The sequence below is a fragment of the Kitasatospora indigofera genome (assembly GCF_014655955.1).
Lineage (GTDB): Bacteria > Actinomycetota > Actinomycetes > Streptomycetales > Streptomycetaceae > Kitasatospora > Kitasatospora indigofera.
Window position 1 is genome coordinate 14,853 of record NZ_BNBO01000068.1, and the last position, 22,854, is coordinate 37,706.

The following is a 22,854-nucleotide window of genomic DNA, read 5'->3' on the forward strand; positions in this document are numbered from 1 at the left end:
TCCGCTTCCCCGGCTGCCGCGTTGGCCCGGCCGGTCCGCCCGCCCGGCCCGGCTCGGACCGGGCCGTGTCCCCGGGTGTCGGTATCCCCGTGGCGGGGCCGCTCCCGTCCGTCCGGCCGTCGGCTCCCCGCGGCCCGTGGCCCGCGGCCCGTGGCCCGTGGCCCGTGGCCCGTGCCACCGTGACCGTGCGCCCGCCATGCCCGCCGCCTGCCGCCCGTGCCCCGCGTCGCCCGTGCCCCGCGTGGTTCGAGTCCCACGGCGCCCGTCGTCCGTCGTCCGTGCGTCCACCGTCCCCGCCGTCCGCGTCCCGCGCCGCCCGTCGCCGTGCCCCCGCGCTGCCCGCCGTCCGTGCCCCGCCGTCCGTGCCCCGTGGCCCGTCGCCCACCGCCCGCCGTCCGCCGTCCGTGCCCCGAGGCCCGTCGCACACCGCCCGCCGTCCGTGGCCCGTGGCCCGTCGCCCACCGCCCGCCGTCCGCCGTCCGTGTCTTCGTCGTCGGCCGCCGGTGCCGGTGGCGGTGGCGGTGGCGGGAAGGCCTGTTGCCCGCCCCGCCGGGTGGCGGGACGGGCAACAGGCGTCAGGGGCAGGGGCTTCGGGGCGGCAGGTCGTGGGCCTTCGGGCTGCGGGGCCGGGCGGCCGGGTGGCTGAGCAGCGTGCGGCCGGGGCGCCGGGGCGCCGGGGCGCTGGGCGGGTTGCCGGGGTGCCGGGGCGCCGGGGTGCCGGGGTGTGGGAGGGGTGCTGGGGCGCCGGGCGGGTTGCCGGGGCGTTGGGTTGGTGGTGGCCGGGGTGCGGGAGGGGCCGGGTCCGTCGCGCATCCGGGGGTGCGAGGCGGATCCGGCCCCCTCGGGGGTGGGTGCTTTCAGGTGGTGGTCCTGGTGCCGGACTTCGGCAGCAGGACCAGGGTCGCGGCGGCGGTCACGGCGAGCATCGCGCCGGAGATCACCAGGCTGACCGTCAGGCCGTGCTGGAAGGACGCCTGTTCGGCGATCAGCGCGCCGAACACGGCGATCGCCAGGCAGCCGCCGACCTGCCGGCAGGTGTTCAGCACGGCGGCCGCGGTGCCCGCCCACTCCGCCGCGACGCTCTCCAGCAGCACGGCGGTCAGCGAGGGGACCGCCAGTCCGCCGCCGATGCCCACCGGGACCAGCAGCAGCACCGGGACCAGCACCGGGGTGTGCGGGCCGACCAGCAGCAGCACCAGCGCACCGGCGCCCATGATCAGCTGGCCGAGGACCATCGGCACCCGCGGCCCGGTGCGCGCCGACAGCTTCACGCTGGCCATGTTCACCACCGCGATCAGCCCGCACATCGGCACGAACATCGCCCCGGCGCTGACCGCCGACTCCCCGCGCATCTGCTGGAAGTACAGGCCGAACAGGAAGATCACCCCGTAGAAGACCGCGTTCAGCGCGAACCCGGCCGCCACGCACACCACCACCGTGCGCGAACGCAGCAGCCCCAGCGGCACCATCGGCTGCGCCCGGCGGGCCTGGCCGGCCAGGAACAGGACCAGGGCGACGGCGGAGACGGCCAGGGTGGCGAGGATCTGCGGGGAGCTGAAGCCGTCGCGTCCGCCCTCGATGACGGCGTAGGTCAGGCTCGCGAGGCCGACCACGATCGACAGCTGGCCGAAGAGGTCCAGGGGCGCCGCGCGGCGCGGGGAGCGGGGGATGCGGGCCAGCAGGGCCAGGCCCACCGCGCCGACCGGGATGTTGAGGAAGAAGATGGACTGCCAGTTCCAGGCCGTCGTCAGGGCGCCGCCGGCGACCGGGCCGATGGCCACCGCCACCGCGCCGGCGGCCGTCCAGATCGCCACCGCCCGGGCCCGCCTGCCCGGGTCGGTGTAGCTCTGGCGGATCAGCGCCAGCGAGGTGGGCACCATGATGGCGGCCGCCGCGCCCTGCACCATCCGGGCGCCGATCAGCGCGCCCAGGCCCGGGGCGAGGCCGCAGGCCGCGGAGGCGAGCGTGAAGGCGCCCAGGCCCACCGCGTAGGCGCGGTTGGCGCCGATGCGGTCCGCCGCGGCGCCGGCCGACAGCATCAGCGCCGCGAACATCAGGGTGTAGCCGTCGACGACCCACTGCAGGGCCGTCATGTCGCCGCTCAGGCTGTGCGCGATGGCCGGCAGCGCGACGTTGACCACCGAGCCGTCCAGCGAGATCACGAAGAAGCTCAGCAGCGCGGCCGCCAGGACCAGGTGCGGGGAGGAGGGACGGGCGGGCCTGCGGGGCGCCTCGGCCCCGTCGGGGGCGGGGGCGGCGGACCGCGTACCGCGCGTGATGGTCATGGCCATCGGGACAACTCCAGGAAAGAAAGGGGACGGACAGGACGGGGAGGACGGGAGGACGGACGGGCGGGCGCTACGCGGACACGGCACCGGCACCGGCACCGGCACCGGCGGCGGCTGCGCCGGCCGCGGCACCGGGGGCACCGGGGGAGACGGGGGCGACGGTGTCGGTGCCGGTGCCGGCCGCGGTGCCGGGGGCGGCGGCCGGGCGGGTGCGGCGCCGGCTCAGCTCGGCGAAGCCGGGGTCGGTGCCGAGCACGCCGCCCTCGCCCCAGCGGTTCTGCGCGATCTCCTGGATGTACACGGTGATCTTGTCGAAGGGGGCGCCGGTGACCCGGTTGACCGTCAGGGTCAGCTCCTCGACCAGCTCACGGCACTTCTCGTCGCTCTGGTTGGGCCAGGTGGTCACGTTCACGATCGGCACGGCGGATTCCTGTCTCTGCGAAGGGGCGCAACGGTACGGACGGGCTGTACGGGCTGTGCGGGTTGTACGGGCGGCGGCGGGCGCCAGGTGCGAGGTGCGAGGTCGAGGTGCGAGGTGCGAGGGGCAAGCGGTGCACGGGCTGCGCCGGGCGGCCCGGGCAGGGGCAAGCGGTGCGCGAGGTGCGCGCGGTGCGCGGGGCGTCACAGTGCCCGGCAGGCACCGCCGTCGATGGTGACCGCGGCACCGGTGATCTGCGCCGCCGCGGGCGAGAGCAGGAAGGCGACCAGCTGCGCCACGTCCCCGGGACGGGTCAGGACGCCCAGCGGCGTCTGCGCCACCACCTGCCCGGTGACCTGCGCCGCGGTGCCGCCGTGACGGTCGGCCAGCTCCTGGGCGGTCTGGGTCCACAGCCCGGTGTCCACCGCGCCCGGGTCCACCACGTTCACCCGGATCCCGCTGCGCCCGAGGTCGGCGGAGACGGCCTTGGCGAAGGCGGCCAGGCCGGCGTTGACGGTGCTGTTGACGGGGAACAGCGGGTCGGGGGTGCTGCGGAAGGCGCCGCCGACCAGGACGATCCGCCCGCCGCCGGCGGCGGCCATGGGGGTGGCGACGGCCCGGGTGAGGCGGACGGCGCCCATCAGCTTGCTGTTGAGGGTGGTCTGCCACATGTCGTCGGTGGCCTCGGCCAGCGGGGCGACGGGGCCGTCGCCGGCGGCGTGGACCAGGGCGTCGATGCGGCCCAGTGCGGCGGCGAGCTCGCCCACCGCGGTGTCGACCGAGCGCCGGCGGTTGATGTCCACCACCCGGGTCAGGAGCAGCTCCTCGGCGCCGCCCGCCGCGGTGATGCGCTCGCGGGCGGCCTCCAGGCGTTCGGCGTCCCGCCCGAGCAGCACCACCGTGGCCCCGGACCGGGCGAGCTCCTCGGCCACGGCGCCGCCTATTCCGCCGGTCGCGCCGCTCACCAGCACGACCGGGGACATCTCCGCGGGACGGTCAGAGGTCATCACTGCATCCTTTGTTCACGACGATCAGTCAGAAGGAGGCCGCAACTCACCCTGTCCACAGGGGTCTTCGCCTCGAAGGAGGCGGGGCGGCCTGACAACCACGACGGTAGCCGAGGACCGCCCCCCATGGCAACCATCTAGTTGGTTTTCGTGTCGGGGATGCTCCCGGACACGCGAAAGCCCGGCCGGTACGCGTCGCGGGACGCGTTCGGGCCGGGCGCTTCGACGGGCGGTCGACGGGACGTGGCGGCGGTCGTGGACGGGGTGCGGGCGGGGCGTGGACGCCGGCGGGGTGCCGGCGGCGACGGGTCGTGGACGGGACGGCGGGGTGGGGCGGCGGGCGGTGGCGGGTCGTGGGCGGGACGGCGGACGGGTCGCGTCGGGCGCCGGGCGGGCGGGTCGCGTCGGGCGCCGGGCGGGCGGGTCGTGTCGGGTGCCGGGGCGGGTCGTGGGTGGGGCGGCTCGTGGGGGCGTGGGGGAGGGGCGGGGGTCAGACCGTCCCGTGCAGGGCGTTGTCGATGATGACGTGGCCGGCGGCGGCGACGCTGGCGCGCAGCAGGGTCCAGCTGGCCTCGGAGTCGTGGTCGGGGCCGAGCATCAGGCGGCGCTGCTGGGGGACGATGAAGGGCCAGGAGGCCAGGCCGATCAGGGAGATGAGCACCCGGGCGGCGGCGGTGGGGTCGTCGATGCCGAGGGCGACCGAGAGTGCGGCGGTCTTGTGGGTGTAGTAGGTCTCGCGTTCCTTCTCGTTGGGGATGGGGCGGTCGCGGTAGAGCAGGCCCTCCCAGGCCAGGAGCCGGACGAGGTCGCCGGAGCGGCGGTGGTAGTCGAACACCTCGCCGACGTACTCGCGCAGTCCCGCTTCGGAGGTGGGGATCGGGACCTGCTCGCCCATGTGCTCGTACACCCGGGTGAGGACCGCGGAGAAGAGCGTCTCCTTGTTGCCGAAGTAGGCGTAGATCCGCTGCTTGTTGACCCCGGACCGCTCCGCGATCCGGTCGACCCGCGCTCCCGCGAGGCCGTGCTCCGAGAACTCCTCCTGGGCGGCTTCGAGCAGCTTGCCGCGGGTCTCCTGGGCTTTGGCGCTGACTGTCATGGGGGAAGGCTAGCCGATCGGCAACCAACTGGATGGTTCAGAAAAACCAACTAGATGGTTGCGTTGCTTGGCGGATCTGTTCTAACGTTCTTTCAGCAGGACGCGGCGGACCGCACCGAGTACCTCAACTCCGGTCGCCGGCAAGCAGATCAGCCGTCCTGCCGGCCCCGCCGAACCGGCCCGGGGACCGCGCCGCAGCGGCGCGGCCGGCAACCCGGCCTGTCGGCCACCCTCATGCGGCCCGCCCTTCCCGCGGCCCGCCACGCCAAGGAGAGACCCATGTCGGCCCAGCCCCGCACCGTCCTGCTCGTCGGCGACCGCTTCGCCGGGTTCGCCGTCCACGAGGGGGTGCTCACCGTCTCGCAGTTCACCGAGCAGCTGCCGCTGTACGCGGCTGCCGCCGCGGCCGGACGCACGCAGGTGCTGGCCGGGCAGGGCATCACGGCCGTGCGCTGGCAGGAGCTGCGCGAGGACGCGGCCCGCCACGGGCTGCGGGAACGTCTGGACTTCCGCCGGCCCGAGTCCGCGCTCTCCCCCCGCGGGGAGGCGCACAAGCACCAGAGCCAGAACACCCTGATCGCCGGCCTGCGCCGGGAGGGGGAGGGCCGCTTCGGCGCCGACCTGCGCCTGCACGAGGACAACGAACTGCTGCTGGACCACCAGACCGGCCAGCACGTGCAGGGCATGGTGGCCGTCGAGGCCGCCCGCCAGATGTTCCTCGCGGTCAGCGAGCGCTACTACGCCTCCCGCCACCCCGGGCGCTCCTACTACTACGTCATCGACTCGATGAACACCTCCTTCGAGAACTTCCTCTTCCCGCTGGAGGCCACCATCGAGTTCCTCACCCTGCGCGCCGAGGTCGCCGACCCCGAGCGGCTCTCCTTCGCCGCCGACATCAGCGTCCACCAGGCCGGCCGGCGCGCCGCGCTGACCTCCGTCACCTACACCGCCTTCGACCCCGCGCTCATCGAGTCCAAGGAGACCCGCCGCGCCCGCTTCGCGGTCGACCACACCGTCTCCGCCACCGCCCAGGTCCTGCTCGCCGCCTGAGCCCGAGCCGCCCGCACCCCATCCGCCCGCACCCCGCCCGCCCGCCCGCACCCCGCTTTCCGCACCTGCTTTCCCGTCGCACGGCTTCCCGTTGCACGGCTTCCCCGTGCCCCGGGGCGTTCCCTTCCCTTCCGTACACCGAACCCGCAAGGAGACCACCATGTCCAGCGCCCTGATCACCGTCACCGAGCTGTCCGTCAAGCCCGCCGAGGCCGAGGCCGCGGCCGCCGCCTGGCTCGCCCACCACGCCGCCTCCGGCTTCGAGGGCCGCGTGCTGTACCGCGGCCTGGAGGACTCCACGCTGCTGGAGCTGGCCCCGCTGGCCGGCTACGAGCAGATCGAGTCCCTGCGCAAGGACTGGCGCGAGCTGTGGGACGTGGTCGGCCCGATGGCCGAGAGCGACTTCAGCCGCCAGCTGCTGCACTTCGTGGAGGCCCCCAAGCCCAGCGCCGACCCGCTGCCGGACACCGCCTACATCCAGATGCGCCACGTCGAGGTGCCGCCCACCGCCTACCGGGCCTACCGGGCCTGGCGCGAGGAGACCATCTTCGACGTCGTCCGCAACGCCCCCGAGGTCGACTACTTCGAGGCGTACCACTCGGTGCTCAGCAGCGAGCCGGGCGTCATGTTCGTCTCCGGCTTCTCCTGCGAGCCCAAGGACTACACGGCGGTCTTCACCTCCCCGCGCTACCAGGAGATCGTCCGCCAGGCCGGCGACTCGTACATCACCGGCGGCGACCGCGGCCTCTACACCCGCCTGTACGCCCGCCTGACCCCGGCCGCCTGATCCCGTCCGCGTCCCGCACCGACGCGCACCCCTCGCGTACGGGACGCGGACGGGCCGCCCGCCGCGCCCTGCCCGGCGCCGGCCCCGCGCCGTCCGCGTCCCGTCCCCACCCGCCACCGGTGCAGGACCCTCCCGAAGGACCACCGTCATGACCACCGTCACCAGCACCCCTCCCGCCGCCGGCACCTCCGCGGCCGGCGCCCCTTCCGCCGCCGGCACCTCCGCCGCCGCGCCCGTGTCCGTCCCCGCCGTGCCGCCGGCCACCGACCGCACCTACGACCTCAGCGTCACGACCCAGGGGCCGCTCTACCCGCCGAGCGAGATCGTCGACGAGAACGGCGACTTCGTCGTCATCGGCCGGATCAACCGGCCGGGCCCGGACGGCGGCACGCTCGCCCAGTGGGGCAGCGCCGTGGTCTCCGCCGGCAGCCCGGTGCCGCCCTTCGGCCGGCACCTGCCGTACACGATCGTCCGTGAGCTCGACCAGGCGCTGGCCCCCGAGGACGCGGCGACGGCGCTGTACACGCTGCCGCTGCCGCTGCCCTGCAACAACTACAACATGCTGTTCGCCCCCGAGCAGCGGCCCGACGCGCACGCCGTCGAGCGTCCGAGCTTCCCGCTGCACCAGGCGCCCATCCCCGACGCCCGCTTCGAGGACGGCCTCAAGGTGCGCGAGCCGATCCGGCTCGGACAGTGGGTCAAGGCCCGCGGGCAGCTGGAGGTCTCGCTGTCCGCCGACCGGCGCAGCGCGCACTTCTCCTTCGCCTTCACCGGCCTGATCCCCGACAGCCTCTACACCGTGATGTCGCTGCGCGAGCACGACCTGGACCCGGACGGTCCCACCCGGCCCGGCCCGCTCGGCATCCCCAACGCCTTCATGAGCGACCAGATGGGCATGGCGCACTACCGGGCCACCCTGCCCAACCCCTTCCCGGAGGCCGGCACGCCGGGCGCCAACCGCGTGATCAACGTGATCGTGCTGTGGATGAGCTACCAGCAGAACTACGGCGGCGCGATCGGGCACTTCGGCCTCGGCGGGGACATCCACGCCCAGCTGAAGCTGCAGGGCCCCAGCTTCGCGGAGTTCACCACGATCGCCTGAACCCCCCCCACCGGCCCACCCCGGCCGGCCCGCCCACCCGGCCGGCCACCCACCCTGACCGTCCGCCCCGTCCGCCCGGCCCACCTGCCCCGACCGCCCGCCACCCGTCCGCCTCCCGTCCGCCTCCCGTCCGCCTCCCGTCCGTCCGGCCGCCCGGCGGCCGCCCCCACCGGCCCGGGCCGCCCCTGCCCGCACCTGCCCGCCGGGCCCCGCACCTCCCCGCGGGGCCCCCGCACCCCGCACCCCGCACCCGCACCCGCCCCACCCCTGAACCCGCCCCACCCCCGCACCCGCACCCGCACCTCCCGCACCTTCCTGCAGATCCGACAGGACACCGCCCGGAACCCACCCGCAGGCACCACCCCACCAGCCGTGCCCGGCCCGCGAGGCCGGCCGACACCCCAACGGAGCGCCGTATGAACGACCAGCACGCCATCGGCATCATCAGCACCGGGTCCTACCTTCCCGCCAACGTCGTCGACAACGAGGAGGTCGCCCGCCGGGCCGGGGTCACGGCGCAATGGATCGAGCGCAAGACCGGTATCCGCCAGCGGCGCCGGGCCGCCTCCTTCGAGGCCACCTCCGACCTGGCGGCGGCGGCCGCCAGGTGCGCGCTGGCGCAGGCCGGCCTGGACCCGGAGCGGATATCGCTGATCCTGGTCGCCACCTCGACGCCGGACCACCCGCAGCCGGCGACCGCGAGCATCGTGCAGTCCCTGATCGGTGCCCGCAACGCGGCGGCCTTCGACGTCAACGCGGTCTGCAGCGGCTTCGTCTTCGCGCTGACCGCCGCGGAGCGGATGCTGCGGGCCGAGCCGGAGGACTCCTACGCGCTGGTGATCGGCGCCGACGTGTACTCGCGGATCCTGGACCACTCCGACAGCAAGACGGCGATCCTCTTCGGGGACGGCGCCGGCGCGGTGGTGCTGGGCCGGGTGCCGGCCGGCCAGGGCACCCTGTCGAGCAGCCTGCTGACCAGAGGCGACCAGCACGGCCTGATCAGCGTGCCGGCCGGCGGCAGCCGGCGCCCGGCCTCGGCGGCCACCCTCGCCGAGGGCGGCCACTTCTTCCGGATGGACGGCCGCGGGGTGCGCGGCTTCGTCCAGGAGAACCTGCCGCAGGCGGTGCGGGCGCTGCTGGCCAAGGCCGGCACCGCGGCCGGCGAGGTCCACCACTTCGTCCCGCACCAGGCCAACGGCGTCATGCTGGGCGAGGTGTGGCCGGGCCTGGGCCTGGACGCGGCCACCTGCCACCTCACCCTGGAGCGCCTGGGCAACACCGGCGCCGCCTCGATCCCGATCACCCTGGACCTGGTGCACCGCCAGGGCGCCTTCGCCGAGGACGAACTGCTGCTGGTCTCCGGGTTCGGCGGCGGCATGTCGGTGGGCTCGGTGCTCCTGCGCTGGGCCGCCACCACCCACGCCCGGCCCTCCGCTGCCGAGCGCGAGGACGCACCCCTCCAGCTCGTCCTGGCGGGCTGAGCCGTGCACACCGCCGCCGCCGTCCGCGCCGAGGCGCCCCGGCCGCCCCAGCTGCCCCGGCCTCCCGAGGACCGGGAGGACGATGAGCCGAACATCTTCCGGAGCGTCAACTGAACGCGGTGCGGGGGGTGCCGGACGGAGAAACCTCCGTCCGGCACCCCCCGCACCACGTGCCCGCCCGCACCGGGCGGGCACGTCACAGGCAGCCGTGGCCGCACGCCTCCACCCCGGCCAGCCCCGCGCCCATCGACCAGCACGCCACCGCGCAGCCCGGCACCGCGGCACCCGCGGCCACCGGCCCGCCACCGTCCACCACCCGGCCCGACTCGTGCGTTGCCGCCGGGCGCGGGTCGCCGGCGTCGCCCGGCCCGGCGTCGTAGGGGACGGGCCGGGCGCGCCGGCCCAGGCGCTCCAGCAGCTGCGCGTCGCCGCCCACCACCCGGGGGTGGCCCACGCACTCCAGCATCGGCAGGTCGGAGATGTGGTCCCCGAAGGCGAAGCACCGCGCCGGGTCCACCCCGGGGTGGAAGGCCAGCAGGTCCAGCACCGCCGCGCGCTTGCCGGCCCCGATCATCGGGCGCACCACCTCGCCGGTGTAGCGGCCCCGCTCCACCAGCGGCTCGGTGGCCAGCGTGTACGCCGCGCCGACCGCCCGGGCCAGCGGCGCCAGGCAGGGCGAGAAGGAGCCGGAGACCAGCACCAGCGCCGCCCCGGCCTCGCGGTGGCGGCGCAGCGCGGCCAGCGTCGCGGGCACGAAGAAGCCCGGCTCGGCGGACCGCTCGGCGAACCACTGCTCCCCGAGGGCGGCCAGTTCGCCGGCGTCCTGCCCGGCGTGCAGGCGGTAGTAGGCCCGGTTCACCTCCTCCCGGGGCACGCCGGCCTCGCCCTGGGCCCGCAGCTGATCGCGGATCAGCCGGTAGCGGGCCTCGCCCTCGTCCCCGAGGCTCCGGGTCAGCCGGAAGCGCAGGAAGTCGAACATGCTCTTGCAGGTGATCAGGGTCTCGTCCACATCGCTGAAGACCAGGTAGGCGGGCTGCTGGAGGGTCAGCTCCGGGTGCGCCACAAGGCTCATGGGGGTGTCGTCCTCTCCGCTACGAGTAAAGATTCCTTCGGGAAGGAATCTTATTTGCTGCCATCATGGCCCACCCGCCCCGCCCGGTCCAGCCCCGAACTCCGCCCCGAACTCCGGTCTCCGCCCCCGGGGGAGCGGCCGCCATAAAACATACCTTCACGGAGGTATGAAAATGTGTCAGGATGGCCGCCCGGACCCCAGGGCCCGGGACCACCGCCGCCGCCCCAGGAGGGAAGACCCATGACCGTGCTCCAGGAGAGGCCGCTGCCGCCCGTGCCTCCCGCCGGCCCCCGCCACCCCGGCCCCGGCCCCCACGACGGCCTCCACGACGGCCTCCACGACGGCCCCCAGGCCGCCCGCCCGGCCCCGCCCGAACCGCCGTCACCCGAACCGCCGTCGGTCGTACCGCCGTCACCCGTACCGTCGTCGGTCGTGCCGCCGTCACCTGTGCCGCCGTCGTCGGCCGGGCCCGGGGCGCCCTCGCCCGAGCCGGGGCCGCCCGACCTGGCGGCGGTGCGCCGCGCGGCCCAGGACGGGCCCTCGCCCGCCGCCACCGAGGCCCAGCACGCCAAGGGCAAGCTGACCGCCCGTGAGCGGATCGGCCTGCTCCTGGACGAGGGCTCCTTCCACGAGGTGGAGGCGCTGCGCCGGCACCGCGCCACCGGGTTCGGCCTGGAGGCGAAGCGGCCCTGGACGGACGGGGTGGTGACCGGCTGGGGCACCGTGGAGGGGCGCACCGTCTTCGTCTACGCCCACGACTTCCGGATCTTCGGCGGTGCGCTGGGCGAGGCCCACGCCGAGAAGATCCACAAGATCATGGACCTGGCGCTCGCGGCCGGCGCCCCGCTGGTGTCGTTGAACGACGGTGCCGGCGCCCGGATCCAGGAGGGCGTCACCGCGCTCGCCGGGTACGGCGGCATCTTCCGGCGCAACACCCGCGCCTCCGGCGTCATCCCGCAGATCTCGGTGATGCTCGGGCCCTGCGCCGGCGGCGCCGCCTACTCGCCGGCGCTGACCGACTTCGTGTTCATGGTCCGCGGCATCGCGCAGATGTTCATCACCGGCCCGGAGGTGGTGCAGGCCGTCACCGGCGAGAGGATCAGCCAGAACGGGCTCGGCGGCGCGGACGTCCACTCCGGCGTCTCCGGCGTCTCGCACTTCGCCTACGACGACGAGCACAGCTGCCTGGAGGACGTGCGCCACCTGCTGTCCCTGCTGCCGGCCAACAACCGCGAACTGCCCCCCGCCCAGCCGGCCGACGACCCCGCCGACCGCCGCTGCGAGGCGCTGGCGGCCCTGGTGCCCGCCGACGCCGGCCGCGCCTACGACATGCGCGCGGTGATCGAGGAGATCGTCGACGACGGCGACCTCTTCGAGGTCCAGCCCGGCTGGGCCGGCAACGTGCTGTGCGTGCTCGCCCGCCTGGACGGCCACGTCACCGGCATCGTCGCCAACCAGCCGCAGGCCCTGGCCGGCGTGCTGGACATCCACGCCTCCGAGAAGGCCGCCCGCTTCGTCCAGATGTGCGACGCCTTCAACATCCCGCTGGTCACCCTGGTCGACGTCCCCGGCTTCCTGCCCGGCGTCGGCCAGGAGCACGACGGCATCATCCGCCACGGCGCCAAGCTCCTCTACGCCTACTGCAACGCCACCGTCCCGCGCGTCCAGGTCATCCTGCGCAAGGCCTACGGCGGCGCGTACATCGTGATGGACTCCCGCTCCATCGGCGCCGACCTCTCCTTCGCCTGGCCCACCAACGAGATCGCCGTGATGGGCGCCGAGGGCGCGGCCAACGTCATCTTCCGCCGCGAGATCAACGCCGCCGACGACCCCGAGGCGGTGCGCGCCCAGAAGATCAAGGAGTACAGGAGCGAACTGATGCACCCCTACTACGCGGCCGAGCGCGGCCTGGTCGACGACGTCATCGACCCGGCCGACACCCGCCGCGTCCTCGTCGACGCCCTGGCCATGCTCCGCACCAAGCACGCCGACCTGCCCACCCGCAAGCACGGGAACCAGCCCGCATGACGCACCCCGACCACCCCGCCGCCGCCCTGCACGTCCTGCGCGGCGACCCCGGCCCCCTCGAACTCGCCGTCCTCACCGCGGTCCTGCTCGCCGCCCGCCGCCCCGCCCCGCACGCCCCCGCCCCGCACGCCCCCGCCCCGCGCGCCGGCGCCCGGGCGCGGGCCGCCTGGAACCCGCCCGGCCCCGGCCACAACCGGCCCTCCTGGAAGACCCCGCCGTGACCTGCCGGCCCGGCCCGCCGGGCGGTGGCACCGCCCGGCCCCGTGCCCGCCGCCCGCCCCGGCGGGGACGGCGGGGACGGCGGGGACGGCGGGCCGGGGCCGGGGCCGGGCCGGGGTGCGGGACGGCGGGCCGGGCGGCAGGTCGCGGGAGCCCCGGCTCAGGCGCCGGTGAGGAGGTCCTCGACGGTGGCGGCGACGGGGCCGAACAGGTCGGCGACGGTGGCCAGGGCCGCGTTCTGCAGCACGGCGGCGGCAAGGACGGTGCCGTCGGGCGCGGCCAGCGCACGGGTGGCGGTGGCCTCGGCCACCACGGTGGGCCGGTAGCCGGCGGTGAAGGCGCCGTGGGCGGTGAAGGCGACGCACATGTGCGTCATGAAGCCGGCCAGCACCAGCTCGCTCCCGGCCCCCAGCGCGCGCAGGGTCTTCTCCAGCTCCGTGCCGTGGAAGGCGTCCGGGAACCGCTTGACCACCACCGGCTCCCCCTCGGCCGGGGCGACCTCGGCGCTGATCGCGCCGACCCGCGCCCGGATGTCGTAGGGGGTGCCCGCACCGCCGTCGTTGACGACGTGCACCACCGGCGCACCGGCCGCCCGGGCGGCGGCCAGCAGCCGGGCACCGGCCGCCAGCGCCCGCTCGGCGCCCTCCAGGGCCATCACCCCGCCGCGGTAGGTCTCCTGGAAGTCGATCAGGACGAGGGTGCTGCCGGCCAGCCGCGGCAGCCGGTTGTCGAGGCCGATCACGTCACGCAGGGTCGTGGAGACGGTCATCAGGGATTCCTTCCGGGGAGGGACGAGGACGCGGCGAAGCCGCGCCGGGCACGGGTGTGCCGGGACGAAAGAGATTCGGGGGACGCAGGAGGTCCGGGGGACGAAGGAGGTCCGGGGACGCGCCGGGCCCGGCCGTGTGGTTCGGCCGTGTGGTTCGGCCGGACGTGCCGGTGCGGCGGGTGGGCCGGGTGTGCCGGGTGTGCCGGGTGTGCCGGGTGTGCCCGGGTGTGCCCGGGTGTGCCGGGCCGGTGTGGTGCGGCGGGTCAGCCGGTGGTGCGGAAGCGGCGGCGGTAGGCCGCCGGCGAGGTGCCGGTCTGCTTGCGCAGCGCCCGGTGCAGGGTCTCCACCGAGCCGATCCCGCAGGCGGCGGCGACCTGCTCCAGGGGCTGGTCGGTGCTCTCCAGCAGACGCCGGACCGCCTCCACCCGGGCGGCCTCGACGTAGGAGGCGGGGCTGGTGCCGGTCTCCTGGCGGAACACCCGCGCGAAGTGACGCTCGCTCAGGTGCATCCGCTGCGCCAGGGCGGGGGCGGACAGGTCGCCGTCGAGGTGCTCGGCGATGAACATCCGCAGCTCGTCGATGTCGCGGCGGGCCGCGGGCGGGCGGCTCAGCGGGACGGAGAACTGGCTCTGCCCCCCTTGGCGCTTGAGGTACATCACCAGCTGCCGGGCCACCGCCAGCGCGACCTCCTCGCCCAGGTCCTCGGCCACCAGCGCCAGCGCGAGGTCCATGCAGGCGCTGATCCCGGCCCCCGTCCACACGTTCCCCGACCGCAGGAAGATCGGGTCCGGGTCCACCGTCACCGCGGGGTGGTCCGCGGCCAGCTGGGCGGCCGTCGACCAGTGCGTGGTGACGGTCCGCCCGTCCAGCAGCCCGGCGGCCGCCAGCAGGTGCGCGCCCACGCACACCGACGCCACCCGCCGGGCCTGCGGCGCGGTCTCCCGCACCCACTCCACGACCTCCCCGTCGATCCGGGCCACCGGGCCGCCGGGTCCCGGGTCGACCGCCCCGGGCACCAGCAGCGTGTCCAGCACCCCGCCGACCTCCGCGAAGGACAGGTCCGCGAGCAGCCGCACCCCGGCCGAGGTGGTCACCGCCCCGCCGCCCGGCCCGGCCAGCTGCACCAGGTACCCGGCCCGCCCGCCGCCCGCCGGGCCGGCGACCTCCCGGTTGGCGAGCGCGAAGACCTCGGCCGGACCGGTGACGTCGAGGAGGTCGACGTCGGGGAAGACCACGATCACGACACGGCGGGGAGCTGGCATGCCCCCATCGTCGTGCGGCCCCGCCCATGGCCGCAATGACGGCTTTCTGTCAGATCCCGCCACCGCCCCACCGCGACCGCCCCACCGCGACCGCCCCACCGCGACCGCCGCGCCGCGACCGCCGCGCCGCGACCGCCCCACCGCGACCGCCCCACCGCGACCGCCGCGCCGCGACCGCCCCACCGCGACCGCCGCGCCGCGACCGCCGCGCCGCGACCGCCGTACGGCCGCCGCCGCGCCGCCGCCGTACGGCCCGGGCAGGGGAGCGGCGGAGCGGGGGAGCGGGGGCGGGGCGGGCGGCCGGCCCGGGGGAGCGGCGGCCTCCCGGGGGCGGGTGGTGGCGGGCCGGGTCAGGGCGCGGCGGCGAGGTGCAGCAGGAGGAACGCCGAGTCGTCGGCGAGCGGTGCCCGGGTGTGCCGGGCCACGTCCGCGCGCAGCAGCGACAGTGCCCGGTCCGGGTCGGGTTCGGCCAGCGGCGCGCCGGCGCGCTCCAGGACGGGGTAGAACGTGCCGCGGGGGTCGCGGGCCTCGGTCAGGCCGTCGGTGTGGAACAGGATCCGGTCCCCGGGGCGGAGCGTGACCCGGCTGGTGCCCGGCGCCGCGGCCGTCCCGCAGTCCAGCCCCAGCGGGGGCCCGGGCACCGGGGGTTCGGCCAGTTCCACCGCGCCGCCGGCCCGGCGGACCAGCGGGGCGGGATGCCCGAAGTTCAGCAGCCGCACACCGCCCTCGTCCCCGACCTCGGCGAGGACGGCGGTGACGAAGCGCTCGCCGTCGGTGCGCCGCTTGAGCGCCCGTTCGATCCGCTCGCCGACCTCGGTCAGCCGGGCGGCGTAGGGGGCGGCCTCGCGGAAGGCGGCCAGCACCACGGCGGCCCCGCGGACCGCGGGCAGGCCCTTGCCCTGGACGTCCGCCACGATGATCCGCACCCCGCCCGGGACGGCCACCGCCTCGTAGAGGTCCCCGCCGATCTTGGCGGCGTGGGCGGCCGAGGTGTAGGAGACCGCGATCCTGCTGGCGCCCGCCCGCGAGGGAACCGGCCCCAGCAGCACCTTCTGGACGGTGTCCGCCACCGCCCGCACGTCGGTCAGCTCCCGCTCGGTGCGCAGCCGCAGCGTCGCGACGAACCAGGCGGCGACGGCGACCACGGCGATCGCGGTGGCCGCGACCGCGAAGCGGGTGCTCCCGAGCTGCCCGTGGTGCGCGGCCATGACCGAGCACAGCGCCGCGCCCGCCAGGGCGGCCGAGACGACGCGGCGCCGGGGCCCGGTGGCCGCCGCGAGCGCCGGGCCGACCGCGAACAGCGGCAGCAGACTGGTGTCCTTCCAGGTCAGGAAGTCGGCCAGGGCGACCGCCCCCATGGCCGCGGCGGGCAGCCACCGGTACAGCCGGCCCGTGGCGTCGCGGCGCTCCACTCGTCCTCCTCACGCCCGGCACGGACGCACATCACATTGCCATCACTTTACCTTCATTGCCTTTACTTTACCTTAGCCGGAGGGGAAACCCCGAGCCCGGCCGGCCGGGCCCGCGCCCACCCCGCTGCCCCGACCCCTGCCCGACCCCCTGCCCGACCCCGCTGCCCGACCCCTGCCCGACCCCGCTGCCCGGCCCCCTGTCCGCCTCGCCCCGTCGTGCCCCCGCCCCCGTCGTGCCCCCGCCCCCGTCGTGCCCGTCGCACCGTCAGGACCGCCCGCCCGCCCCCGCGACTGCGACCAACGCGGTAGTACGGCTACCGCGCCCGGCCGATGAACCACCCCGCCGCCAGGCCGTAGGCTGCGCCGGTGCGCCCGGAACCGGAACCCCGCCAGCGGCCCGCGAAGGGCCGCCACCGGCCCCTGGCCGTCGACTCCCTGCTCGCCACGGCCTACGCCGGCGCGAGCCTGCTGCTCGGACAGGAACCACCACCCGCCCCCTGGCACGCCCTGGACGCGACCGGCACCGCCCTGACCGTCCTGGTGAGCGCGGCCCTCGTCGCCCGGCGGATCGCACCCGTACCGGTGCTCGCCACCGTCCTCGCCCTGTGGGCCCTCTACATCGCCGGCGGCTACTGGCCGGTCGTCAACTCCCCGGCCTCCCTGCTCGCCCTCTACACCGTCGCCGCCGCCCGCGGCACCCGCACCGCCGGCGCCGGCGCGGCCGCCGTCGGCGCGACCTGGCTGTTCGCCGGCGCCGTGCACGCCGGGTACGGATCCATGAAGACCGTCCTCGTCCAGGCCCTCGCCTTCCCCCTGGTGATGGTCTTCTTCGGCCGCACCGCAGGCCGCGCCGCCGAACGCAGCCACCGCCTCGCCGAACTCACCCGCCGCCTGCGCGCCGAACAGGAGGCCCGCGCCCTGCAGGCCGTCACCGAGGAACGCCTGCGGATAGCCCGCGAACTGCACGACGTCGTCGCCCACCACATGTCCGTCGTCTCCCTCCAGGCCGGCATGGCCTCCTACGTCTTCGAGGGCGACCCGGCCACCGCCCGGGCCGCCCTCGGCACCATCGCCGCCACCAGCCGCGAAGCACTGGAGGAACTGCGCCGCCTGCTCACCCTGCTGCGCACCGGCCCCGAGGACCCCGCCGGCCCCGGCCCGCACGAGGACGACTCCCCGGAGCGCTACACCCCCGCCCCCGGCCTGGACCGTCTCGGTGAACTGCTGGGCCGGGTGCGGGCCGCGGGCACCCCGGTCGAACTGCACGTCGAGGGCGAGCCCCTCGCCCTGCCGCCCGGCATGGACCTGTGCGCCTACCGGGTGGTCCAGGAGGCCCTCACCAACGTCCTGCGGCACGCCGGCCCGGCCACCGCCACCGTCACCGTCCGCCACCGGCCCCAGGGACTCACCGTGCGGATCACCGACGACGGCCGCGCCCCCGCCGCCCCCGCCCGCGTACCGGGCACCGGACACGGCTTGATCGGCATGCGCGAACGCGCCAGGATCTACCGGGGGACGGTGAGCGCCGGCCCCCGCCCCCAGGGCGGCTTCGAGGTGCTGCTCAGCCTCCCGGCCCCGGACGCCGAAGGCACCCGCCCGCACGGCCGCCCGTCCCCGTAACCCGCGCCCCACGCCCCGCCGAGGCCGGGCCCCACCCGGTGAGGATGCCCGACGATGCCCACAGTCCTGGTGGCCGACGACCAGCTCCTCGTCCGGGCCGGTCTCTGCGCCCTGCTGCGGATGGCCCCCGGGGTGGAGGTCGTCGGCGAGGCCTGCGACGGCGAGGACGCCCTGCGCCAGGCCGCGGCGACCACCCCCGACGTCGTCCTGATGGACATCAGGATGCCCGGCACCGACGGCATCCAGGCCACCCGGCGCCTGCTCGCCCGGCCCGCTCCCGCCCCGACCCGGGTCATCGTCCTCACCACCTTCGACCTCGACGGGTACGTCTACGACGCCCTGCGGGCCGGCGCCAGCGGGTTCCTGCTCAAGGAGACCCCGCCCGAGCGCCTGATCGCCGCCATCCACACGGTCGCCGCCGGCGACATGCTCTTCGCCCCCTCGGTCACCCGCCGCCTGATCGAGGCCTACGCCCCGCCCGGCCTGCCCGCGGGCGACCTCCCGCCCGCCTGGCACGCCGTCACCAACCGTGAGCGCGAGGTCCTGCTGCAGGTCGCCTCCGGCCGCACCAACGGCGAGATCGCCGAACGGCTGGTGCTGAGCGAGGCCACCATCAAGACCCACCTCAACCGCGTCATGGGCAAACTCGGCCTGTCCAGCCGCGCCCAGGCCGTGGTCTTCGCCTACGAGAGCGGCCTGGTCGTGCCCGGCCACACCACCGCCGAGCACCGGGACCACTGACCCCGCGCCGCCCCTTCCCCTCCCGTCCCGCCCCTCCCGTCCCGCCCCTTCCTCTCCCGCCCCGCGCCACTCCTCCGCGCCCGCCCCTCCCGGCCGCCGCCCGCCGCTCGTGGGCGCGGCCCGCGCCGGGCGGCTACCGCGGTGGTATGAGGGCGCATGCCGCCCACGGGGATGCTGACACCCGCTCAGTGAACCTGCGGGGTAGGGGAGTTCCACCCGCAGCCGGTCGAGCCCCCCACGGCACCGGGCCTAGGTTTTCTCCTGTTCCCGCCGCCGCGCTCGGGGGCGGCGGCGGGAACCCGCACCCCGCACCCTGCGCTTCGAGGCCCGCCCGCACCCTGCGGCCCACCCGCCCCCGCCCACCCGCCGCCCGCCCGCTTGCCCGCCCGCTTGCCCGTCCGAGGAGAGACCTTTCATGAACGTGCGCCGATACGCCGGCGCGGCCCTCGCGGCCGCCGCCTTCGCCTCGCTCACCGTCGTCGCGGTGCCCAGCGCCCAGGCCACCTCCCGCTACGGGTGCGACTGGCCCTACGTCTGCTTCTACGCCACCGAGTCGTCCACCACCCCGGTGGCCAAGTACAAGGACCTCGGCGAGCAGCCCCTGTCCGAGACCGCCCAGCGGGCCCTGAAGGTCTACAACTCCCGCAACGACGACCGGGTCAAGCTGTGGATGTTCAACCAGTACTGGGAGTGCGTGAACCCCAACCAGGCGAAGGCCACCTGGTCGGGCAAGACCACCCCGCACGGCATCAACTGGCCCATGAAGATCAAGATCGAGGACGCCGCGAAGTGCTGACGGCCCCGCGCCCCGGCGCCGGGGCGGCCCGGCCCCCCGGGGTGCGGCCCGCCCCGGCACCGGCTGGGCCGTTCGGGTGACGTGGCGGTTGGGCCGGGGCGCCCGGTGGGCAGAGCCCGTTGCATGACGACCTCCTCCGCCGGGCGCCGGCGCCACCGCTCCGCCCAGGCCCCCGCCGCCCCCCTCCCGGCCGGCCCCGCACCGACCGGGCCCCCGCCGGCCAGGACGGCACCGGCCCGGACCCCGCCCGCCAGGGCCGCTGCCGCCGGGGCCCGGTCCCGCACCGGGCCGGGCCGCTGCTGCCGGACCTGGAGCAGCGAGCGGCTGCTGCCCGGCGGCGCCGTCTCCCGCACCACCTGGCACGAGCCCGCCTGCGCGGCCCGGGGCCGGGGCTGACACCCGCCCCGCCCGGCACCGCCCCGCCCCGCCCGGCACCGCCCTGCCCGGCACCGCCCTGCCCGGCACCGCCCTGCCCGGCACCGCCCCGCCCGGTGCGGCCCCGCGCCGCTGCGCCGCGCCCCTTCCCGCCCCTTCCCGGCCGGCCCGCGCACCGGCGCCGGAGCCGCCCGGTGCGTCCGCGGCCCGCGCCGTCCGCGCGCGGGCGGGGCCGGACACCGCCCGCCCGCCGGGGCCGGAGGCCTCCCTCCCGCCCCCGACGGACGGTCAGATCGCTGCCACGCGCGAGTGTTGGGCGTCCGGGTCCCTCGCCGAACCCACTCGTTCGGATACGATCGATATCGGTTCCCGCGACCGTCGCGGGAACCGGCAGCGACCGGCAAGGAAGGGAAGGGCGCCATGGGCAGCACCAGCACGGAGGCCGCGGCTCCACGCGATCTGCGGGCCACGGCCACGTTCCGCACCGACGGCGGGGAGAAGCTCTACGGCATCTCGCTGGAGTGGACGACCGGCGCGAACGACGGCGGCGGCAGACCCGGCGACTGGGACAGCGGCCTGGCGGGCGGCTACCCGACCCGGTACGAGGTCGACCTGAACGAAGGCGCGCTGCGCCAGAGCGTCGTCATCGGCCTGCACGCGCTCCCGACCTGGGGCACGTACTGGAACCTGGCGCGCACCCACTGGGTGAGCCTGGGCACCGAGGTGGACGGGCAGTACCGGCTGAGGGTCCGGGCGAAGCTGGCGGACGGCTGGAGCCCGTGGACCAACACGGTCACCGTCGACCCGCAGGGCGCCGTGGCCTACGTCAACCCGTACTCCGAGAGCGGCGCGCCCGCCCGCGCCGAGGAGGTCGCCCCGGCGCACGGCAGCGTCGACGAGCCGGTCAGCCGCGTCCTGCTGACGATGCAGCTGAAGGACCCCTCGCCGATGTGCGCGGCGGCGCGCGAGCGGATCACCGCCGACGACGGGGACTGGCCCGCGGTCGTCCCGCCCGGGACGGTGCAGAACCCGCCCTGGAACGGCCAGTACCTGGAGTACCGCAAGTTCTTCGCCGGCCTCGGCCCGGTCGTCGCCTCCGCGAACAACCCGGCCTACGCCGGCCTGGACCTGACCCCCGCGCAGGCCGGCGGCCAGGACTGGCCGCTCACCCGCATCGACGCCGCCGCCACCGAACTCACCCTGCGCTACGGGTACACGGCCTTCCACCGCGGCTGGACCTGGACCCACCAGTGGTTCGTCACCGTCGACGGCTGGCAGCCGGACGACGGCATCTCCTGGCAGACCCTGGAGCCGTTCCCGTTCTTCGTCGACCTCTACGGCGGCCCCGGCGAGAAGGCGCAGCCGCCGTACAACGAGACCGAGACCCACGTCATCGGGACCGTCCCGAGGAAGTCCGGCCGGCACGCCTTCGTGAACATCTGGGGCGGCCACGGCGGCCACGGCGGCGCGGGCGAGTTCTTCGTCTCGGTCAGCGACGTCCTGTTCGACTGACACGGGCGGACGGGCGGACGGAGGGCCGGGCGGACGGAGGGCCGGCCCTGGCGACGCGCCGGACCCGACTGCCCCCGCCGGCCCCGGCGACCCCGCCGGTCCCGGCGCGGCGCTGTGCCCCGCCCGGGCGGGGCACAGCGGCCCGGTCAGAGCGCGGCGGTCACGATGATCTCGACCAGCACCTCGGGGCGGTAGAGCTGCGCCTCCACGGTCGCGCGGGCGGGCGCGGCCCCGGCCGGCACCCAGGCGTCCCAGGCCAGGTTCATCTCGGCGAAGTCCTTGACGTCCGCGAGGAAGATCTCCGCGCGCAGCACCTTCGACTTGTCGCTGCCCGCCTGCGCCAGCAGGCCGTCGACGGCGGCCAGCACCTGCTTCGTCTGACCCTCGACGCCCTGGGTGAGGTCCCCGGCGACCTGGCCCGCCAGGTACACCGTGCCGTTGTGCACCACGGCCTCGCTCATCCGCTCGCCGGTGCCGAACCGCTGGATCATGTGTGGGACCTCCGGTAGATCGTTCAGGAGCGCCGATGGTAGCCGCGCCGCCGGTCCGCCGTCGGCCCCGTCCAAGCTGTGGCCGCGACCGGGGCGCGGCCCCCCGGTCGGCCGCCCGCGTCCGCCCCCGTCGGCCGTGCCCGTCGGCCGTGCCTGGACGCCGCGCTGTCCGGTGCGCCCGTCCGGTGTGCCCGTCGGCTAGGCGTCGTCCACCTCCAGGCCGTAGGCGACCACGGCCTGGTGCAGTCCGCCCGGGTAGCCGGCGAGGGCGGGGGTGAAGTCCCAGTCCCCGGCGCTGTCGCGGTCGAAGCGGCCCAGGCGCATCGCGGTGTTGGCGCCGGCGCCGTCGGCGAGGTGCATGACGGCCGGGGCCTGGTCGGCGCCGGGCTCCAGGATCAGCGCCGGTCCCGCGAACCCGGCCATGGTGGCGGCCGGGTGGTTGCCGGTGTCGGCCGCGGCGACGATGACCAGCCGGTCGGCGTCGGCGGGCAGCGCGTCGAAGTCGACCATCAGGCAGGCGTTGGCGTCGCCGTAGCCGGTGACCAGCCGCACCGAACCGTCCGGCGTCGCGCCGTTGTTGTAGAAGACCAGGTGCTCGTCCGACAGTGCCCGGTTGCCCCGGCACACCAGGGCGGCGATGTCGTACTCCTGCTCGCCGCTCCAGTGCAGCAGCAGCCGGGCGGGCTCGGCGGCGACCGCGACCTCGGGCAGCGCGTCCTCGCCGCCGGCACCCGCCCCGCCGGCACCCGCCCCGCCCGCCCCGCCGGCGCCCGCGCCGTCGTGCCGGGCCGGTGCGAACACCTCGTGGAAGCCGTGGTGCTTGAGCAGGCCGACCAGTTCGGCGCCGTTGATCAGGGCGATCGGCTTGCCCGCGACGAACTGGTGCGAGCTCGGGCCGAACCGGCTGGTGGTGACGAGCACCGCCTTCGTCGCGGCCCGGTCGTGCTGCAGCGTGCCGTACAGGTCCCGCACGGCCGACGGCGTGACCGTGTCCCGGTACCGCTTCACCTGCACGATCACGTTCCCGCCGCGGAAGGGGTCGGTGTCCACGCCGCGCACGTCCACCCCGCCGTCCCGCGAGCGGGCCGTGAGCTCGACCTTCATGCCCATCGCCGCCATCAGCCGGGCGATCAGCTGCTCGAACTCCACCGGGTCCATCGCCAGCAGGAGCTGGAGTTCGCGCACCCGCCTGGTCATCCGGCCGCGCTCGGCGTCGGTGTCGTCGCGCAGGTGACGGAAGAGCAGGCGCTGCGCGCGGCGCTCGTCGGTGTCGGGACTGCTGAGGCGGTGGATCTTGCGGCTTCGGGACATACGTCGCCCCCCTCGGA

Annotated in this window: 21 protein-coding genes; 11 read left to right on the plus strand and 10 right to left on the minus strand. The window is 76.0% G+C overall.

From position 1 onward, the window contains the following. Window positions 1–857: 857 nt before the first annotated feature. From IE329_RS35120 to IE329_RS35135, 4 genes are all read right to left on the minus strand, one after another. The gene (locus IE329_RS35120; RefSeq protein ID WP_190215091.1) at window positions 858–2,291 is read right to left on the minus strand and encodes an MFS transporter; all 1,434 of its coding nucleotides are present in this window, start codon (window positions 2,289–2,291) and stop codon (window positions 858–860) included. 67 nt (window positions 2,292–2,358) lie between these two features. After that, window positions 2,359–2,709, minus strand: a complete 351-nt coding sequence (locus tag IE329_RS35125) for a tautomerase family protein (protein WP_190215092.1) — start codon at window positions 2,707–2,709, stop codon at window positions 2,359–2,361. Between the two features lie 200 nt (window positions 2,710–2,909). Next, on the minus strand, window positions 2,910–3,713 hold the full coding sequence (locus tag IE329_RS35130; protein ID WP_190215093.1) for an SDR family oxidoreductase: 804 nt from the start codon (window positions 3,711–3,713) through the stop codon (window positions 2,910–2,912). A 490-nt stretch (window positions 3,714–4,203) separates the two neighbouring features. Further along, complete coding sequence (locus tag IE329_RS35135; protein WP_190215094.1) at window positions 4,204–4,809, minus strand: TetR/AcrR family transcriptional regulator; 606 nt, start codon at window positions 4,807–4,809, stop codon at window positions 4,204–4,206. 279 nt (window positions 4,810–5,088) lie between these two features. On the opposite strand from IE329_RS35135, the gene IE329_RS35140 reads away from it, so the two are divergent. From IE329_RS35140 to IE329_RS35155, 4 genes are all read left to right on the plus strand, one after another. Next, the gene (locus IE329_RS35140) at window positions 5,089–5,859 is read left to right on the plus strand and encodes an AfsA-related hotdog domain-containing protein (protein ID WP_190215095.1); all 771 of its coding nucleotides are present in this window, start codon (window positions 5,089–5,091) and stop codon (window positions 5,857–5,859) included. 160 nt (window positions 5,860–6,019) lie between these two features. Further along, window positions 6,020–6,646, plus strand: coding sequence for a hypothetical protein (locus tag IE329_RS35145; protein ID WP_190215096.1), 627 nt, complete (start codon window positions 6,020–6,022; stop codon window positions 6,644–6,646). Window positions 6,647–6,794: 148 nt separating this feature from the next. Then, entirely contained in the window at window positions 6,795–7,748 is a 954-nt protein-coding gene (locus IE329_RS35150; protein ID WP_229928014.1) for a hypothetical protein, read from the plus strand. A 416-nt stretch (window positions 7,749–8,164) separates the two neighbouring features. After that, a complete protein-coding gene (locus IE329_RS35155; RefSeq protein ID WP_190215097.1) occupies window positions 8,165–9,229 on the plus strand; it encodes a 3-oxoacyl-ACP synthase III family protein in 1,065 nt (354 codons plus the stop codon). A 196-nt stretch (window positions 9,230–9,425) separates the two neighbouring features. Here IE329_RS35155 and IE329_RS35160 read toward each other — a convergent pair whose 3' ends face one another. Next, window positions 9,426–10,301 carry an HAD family hydrolase gene (locus IE329_RS35160; RefSeq protein WP_190215098.1) on the minus strand — a complete coding sequence of 292 codons (876 nt, stop codon included), beginning with the start codon at window positions 10,299–10,301 and terminating at the stop codon, window positions 9,426–9,428. A gap of 447 nt (window positions 10,302–10,748) precedes the next feature. Here IE329_RS35160 and IE329_RS35165 point away from each other — a divergent pair, with 447 nt between their 5' ends. Together IE329_RS35165 and IE329_RS35170 are read left to right on the plus strand one after the other, a co-directional pair. Further along, window positions 10,749–12,329 carry an acyl-CoA carboxylase subunit beta gene (locus tag IE329_RS35165; protein WP_190215119.1) on the plus strand — a complete coding sequence of 527 codons (1,581 nt, stop codon included), beginning with the start codon at window positions 10,749–10,751 and terminating at the stop codon, window positions 12,327–12,329. Then, complete coding sequence (locus IE329_RS35170) at window positions 12,326–12,550, plus strand: acyl-CoA carboxylase epsilon subunit (protein WP_190215099.1); 225 nt, start codon at window positions 12,326–12,328, stop codon at window positions 12,548–12,550. Before IE329_RS35165 ends, IE329_RS35170 begins: the two co-directional genes overlap by 4 nt. Before the next feature lie 158 nt (window positions 12,551–12,708). Here the strand turns inward: IE329_RS35170 and IE329_RS35175 are convergent, their stop codons facing one another. The 3 genes from IE329_RS35175 to IE329_RS35185 all read right to left on the minus strand — a co-directional run bounded on the left by IE329_RS35175 (window position 12,709) and on the right by IE329_RS35185 (window position 15,991). Then, entirely contained in the window at window positions 12,709–13,317 is a 609-nt protein-coding gene (locus tag IE329_RS35175) for an isochorismatase family protein (RefSeq protein WP_190215100.1), read from the minus strand. Between the two features lie 263 nt (window positions 13,318–13,580). Continuing rightward, on the minus strand, window positions 13,581–14,579 hold the full coding sequence (locus tag IE329_RS35180; RefSeq protein ID WP_190215101.1) for a GlxA family transcriptional regulator: 999 nt from the start codon (window positions 14,577–14,579) through the stop codon (window positions 13,581–13,583). Window positions 14,580–14,929: 350 nt separating this feature from the next. Beyond that, window positions 14,930–15,991 carry a PP2C family protein-serine/threonine phosphatase gene (locus tag IE329_RS35185; protein ID WP_229928015.1) on the minus strand — a complete coding sequence of 354 codons (1,062 nt, stop codon included), beginning with the start codon at window positions 15,989–15,991 and terminating at the stop codon, window positions 14,930–14,932. A 366-nt stretch (window positions 15,992–16,357) separates the two neighbouring features. Here IE329_RS35185 and IE329_RS35190 point away from each other — a divergent pair, with 366 nt between their 5' ends. The 5 genes from IE329_RS35190 to IE329_RS35210 all read left to right on the plus strand — a co-directional run bounded on the left by IE329_RS35190 (window position 16,358) and on the right by IE329_RS35210 (window position 21,035). Continuing rightward, window positions 16,358–17,611 (plus strand): sensor histidine kinase, encoded by a 1,254-nt coding sequence (locus IE329_RS35190; RefSeq protein WP_190215102.1) that lies wholly within the window; start codon window positions 16,358–16,360, stop codon window positions 17,609–17,611. A 54-nt stretch (window positions 17,612–17,665) separates the two neighbouring features. Next, entirely contained in the window at window positions 17,666–18,352 is a 687-nt protein-coding gene (locus tag IE329_RS35195; protein WP_190215103.1) for a response regulator, read from the plus strand. Between the two features lie 415 nt (window positions 18,353–18,767). Further along, the gene (locus tag IE329_RS35200) at window positions 18,768–19,148 is read left to right on the plus strand and encodes a hypothetical protein (RefSeq protein ID WP_190215104.1); all 381 of its coding nucleotides are present in this window, start codon (window positions 18,768–18,770) and stop codon (window positions 19,146–19,148) included. A gap of 123 nt (window positions 19,149–19,271) precedes the next feature. After that, window positions 19,272–19,544, plus strand: a complete 273-nt coding sequence (locus IE329_RS35205; protein ID WP_190215105.1) for a hypothetical protein — start codon at window positions 19,272–19,274, stop codon at window positions 19,542–19,544. A 399-nt stretch (window positions 19,545–19,943) separates the two neighbouring features. After that, window positions 19,944–21,035 (plus strand): lytic polysaccharide monooxygenase, encoded by a 1,092-nt coding sequence (locus IE329_RS35210; protein ID WP_190215106.1) that lies wholly within the window; start codon window positions 19,944–19,946, stop codon window positions 21,033–21,035. Between the two features lie 146 nt (window positions 21,036–21,181). Here IE329_RS35210 and IE329_RS35215 read toward each other — a convergent pair whose 3' ends face one another. Continuing rightward, a complete protein-coding gene (locus IE329_RS35215; protein ID WP_190215107.1) occupies window positions 21,182–21,526 on the minus strand; it encodes a RidA family protein in 345 nt (114 codons plus the stop codon). 198 nt (window positions 21,527–21,724) lie between these two features. Next, on the minus strand, window positions 21,725–22,837 hold the full coding sequence (locus IE329_RS35220; protein WP_190215108.1) for a restriction endonuclease: 1,113 nt from the start codon (window positions 22,835–22,837) through the stop codon (window positions 21,725–21,727). Window positions 22,838–22,854: the final 17 nt, after the last annotated feature.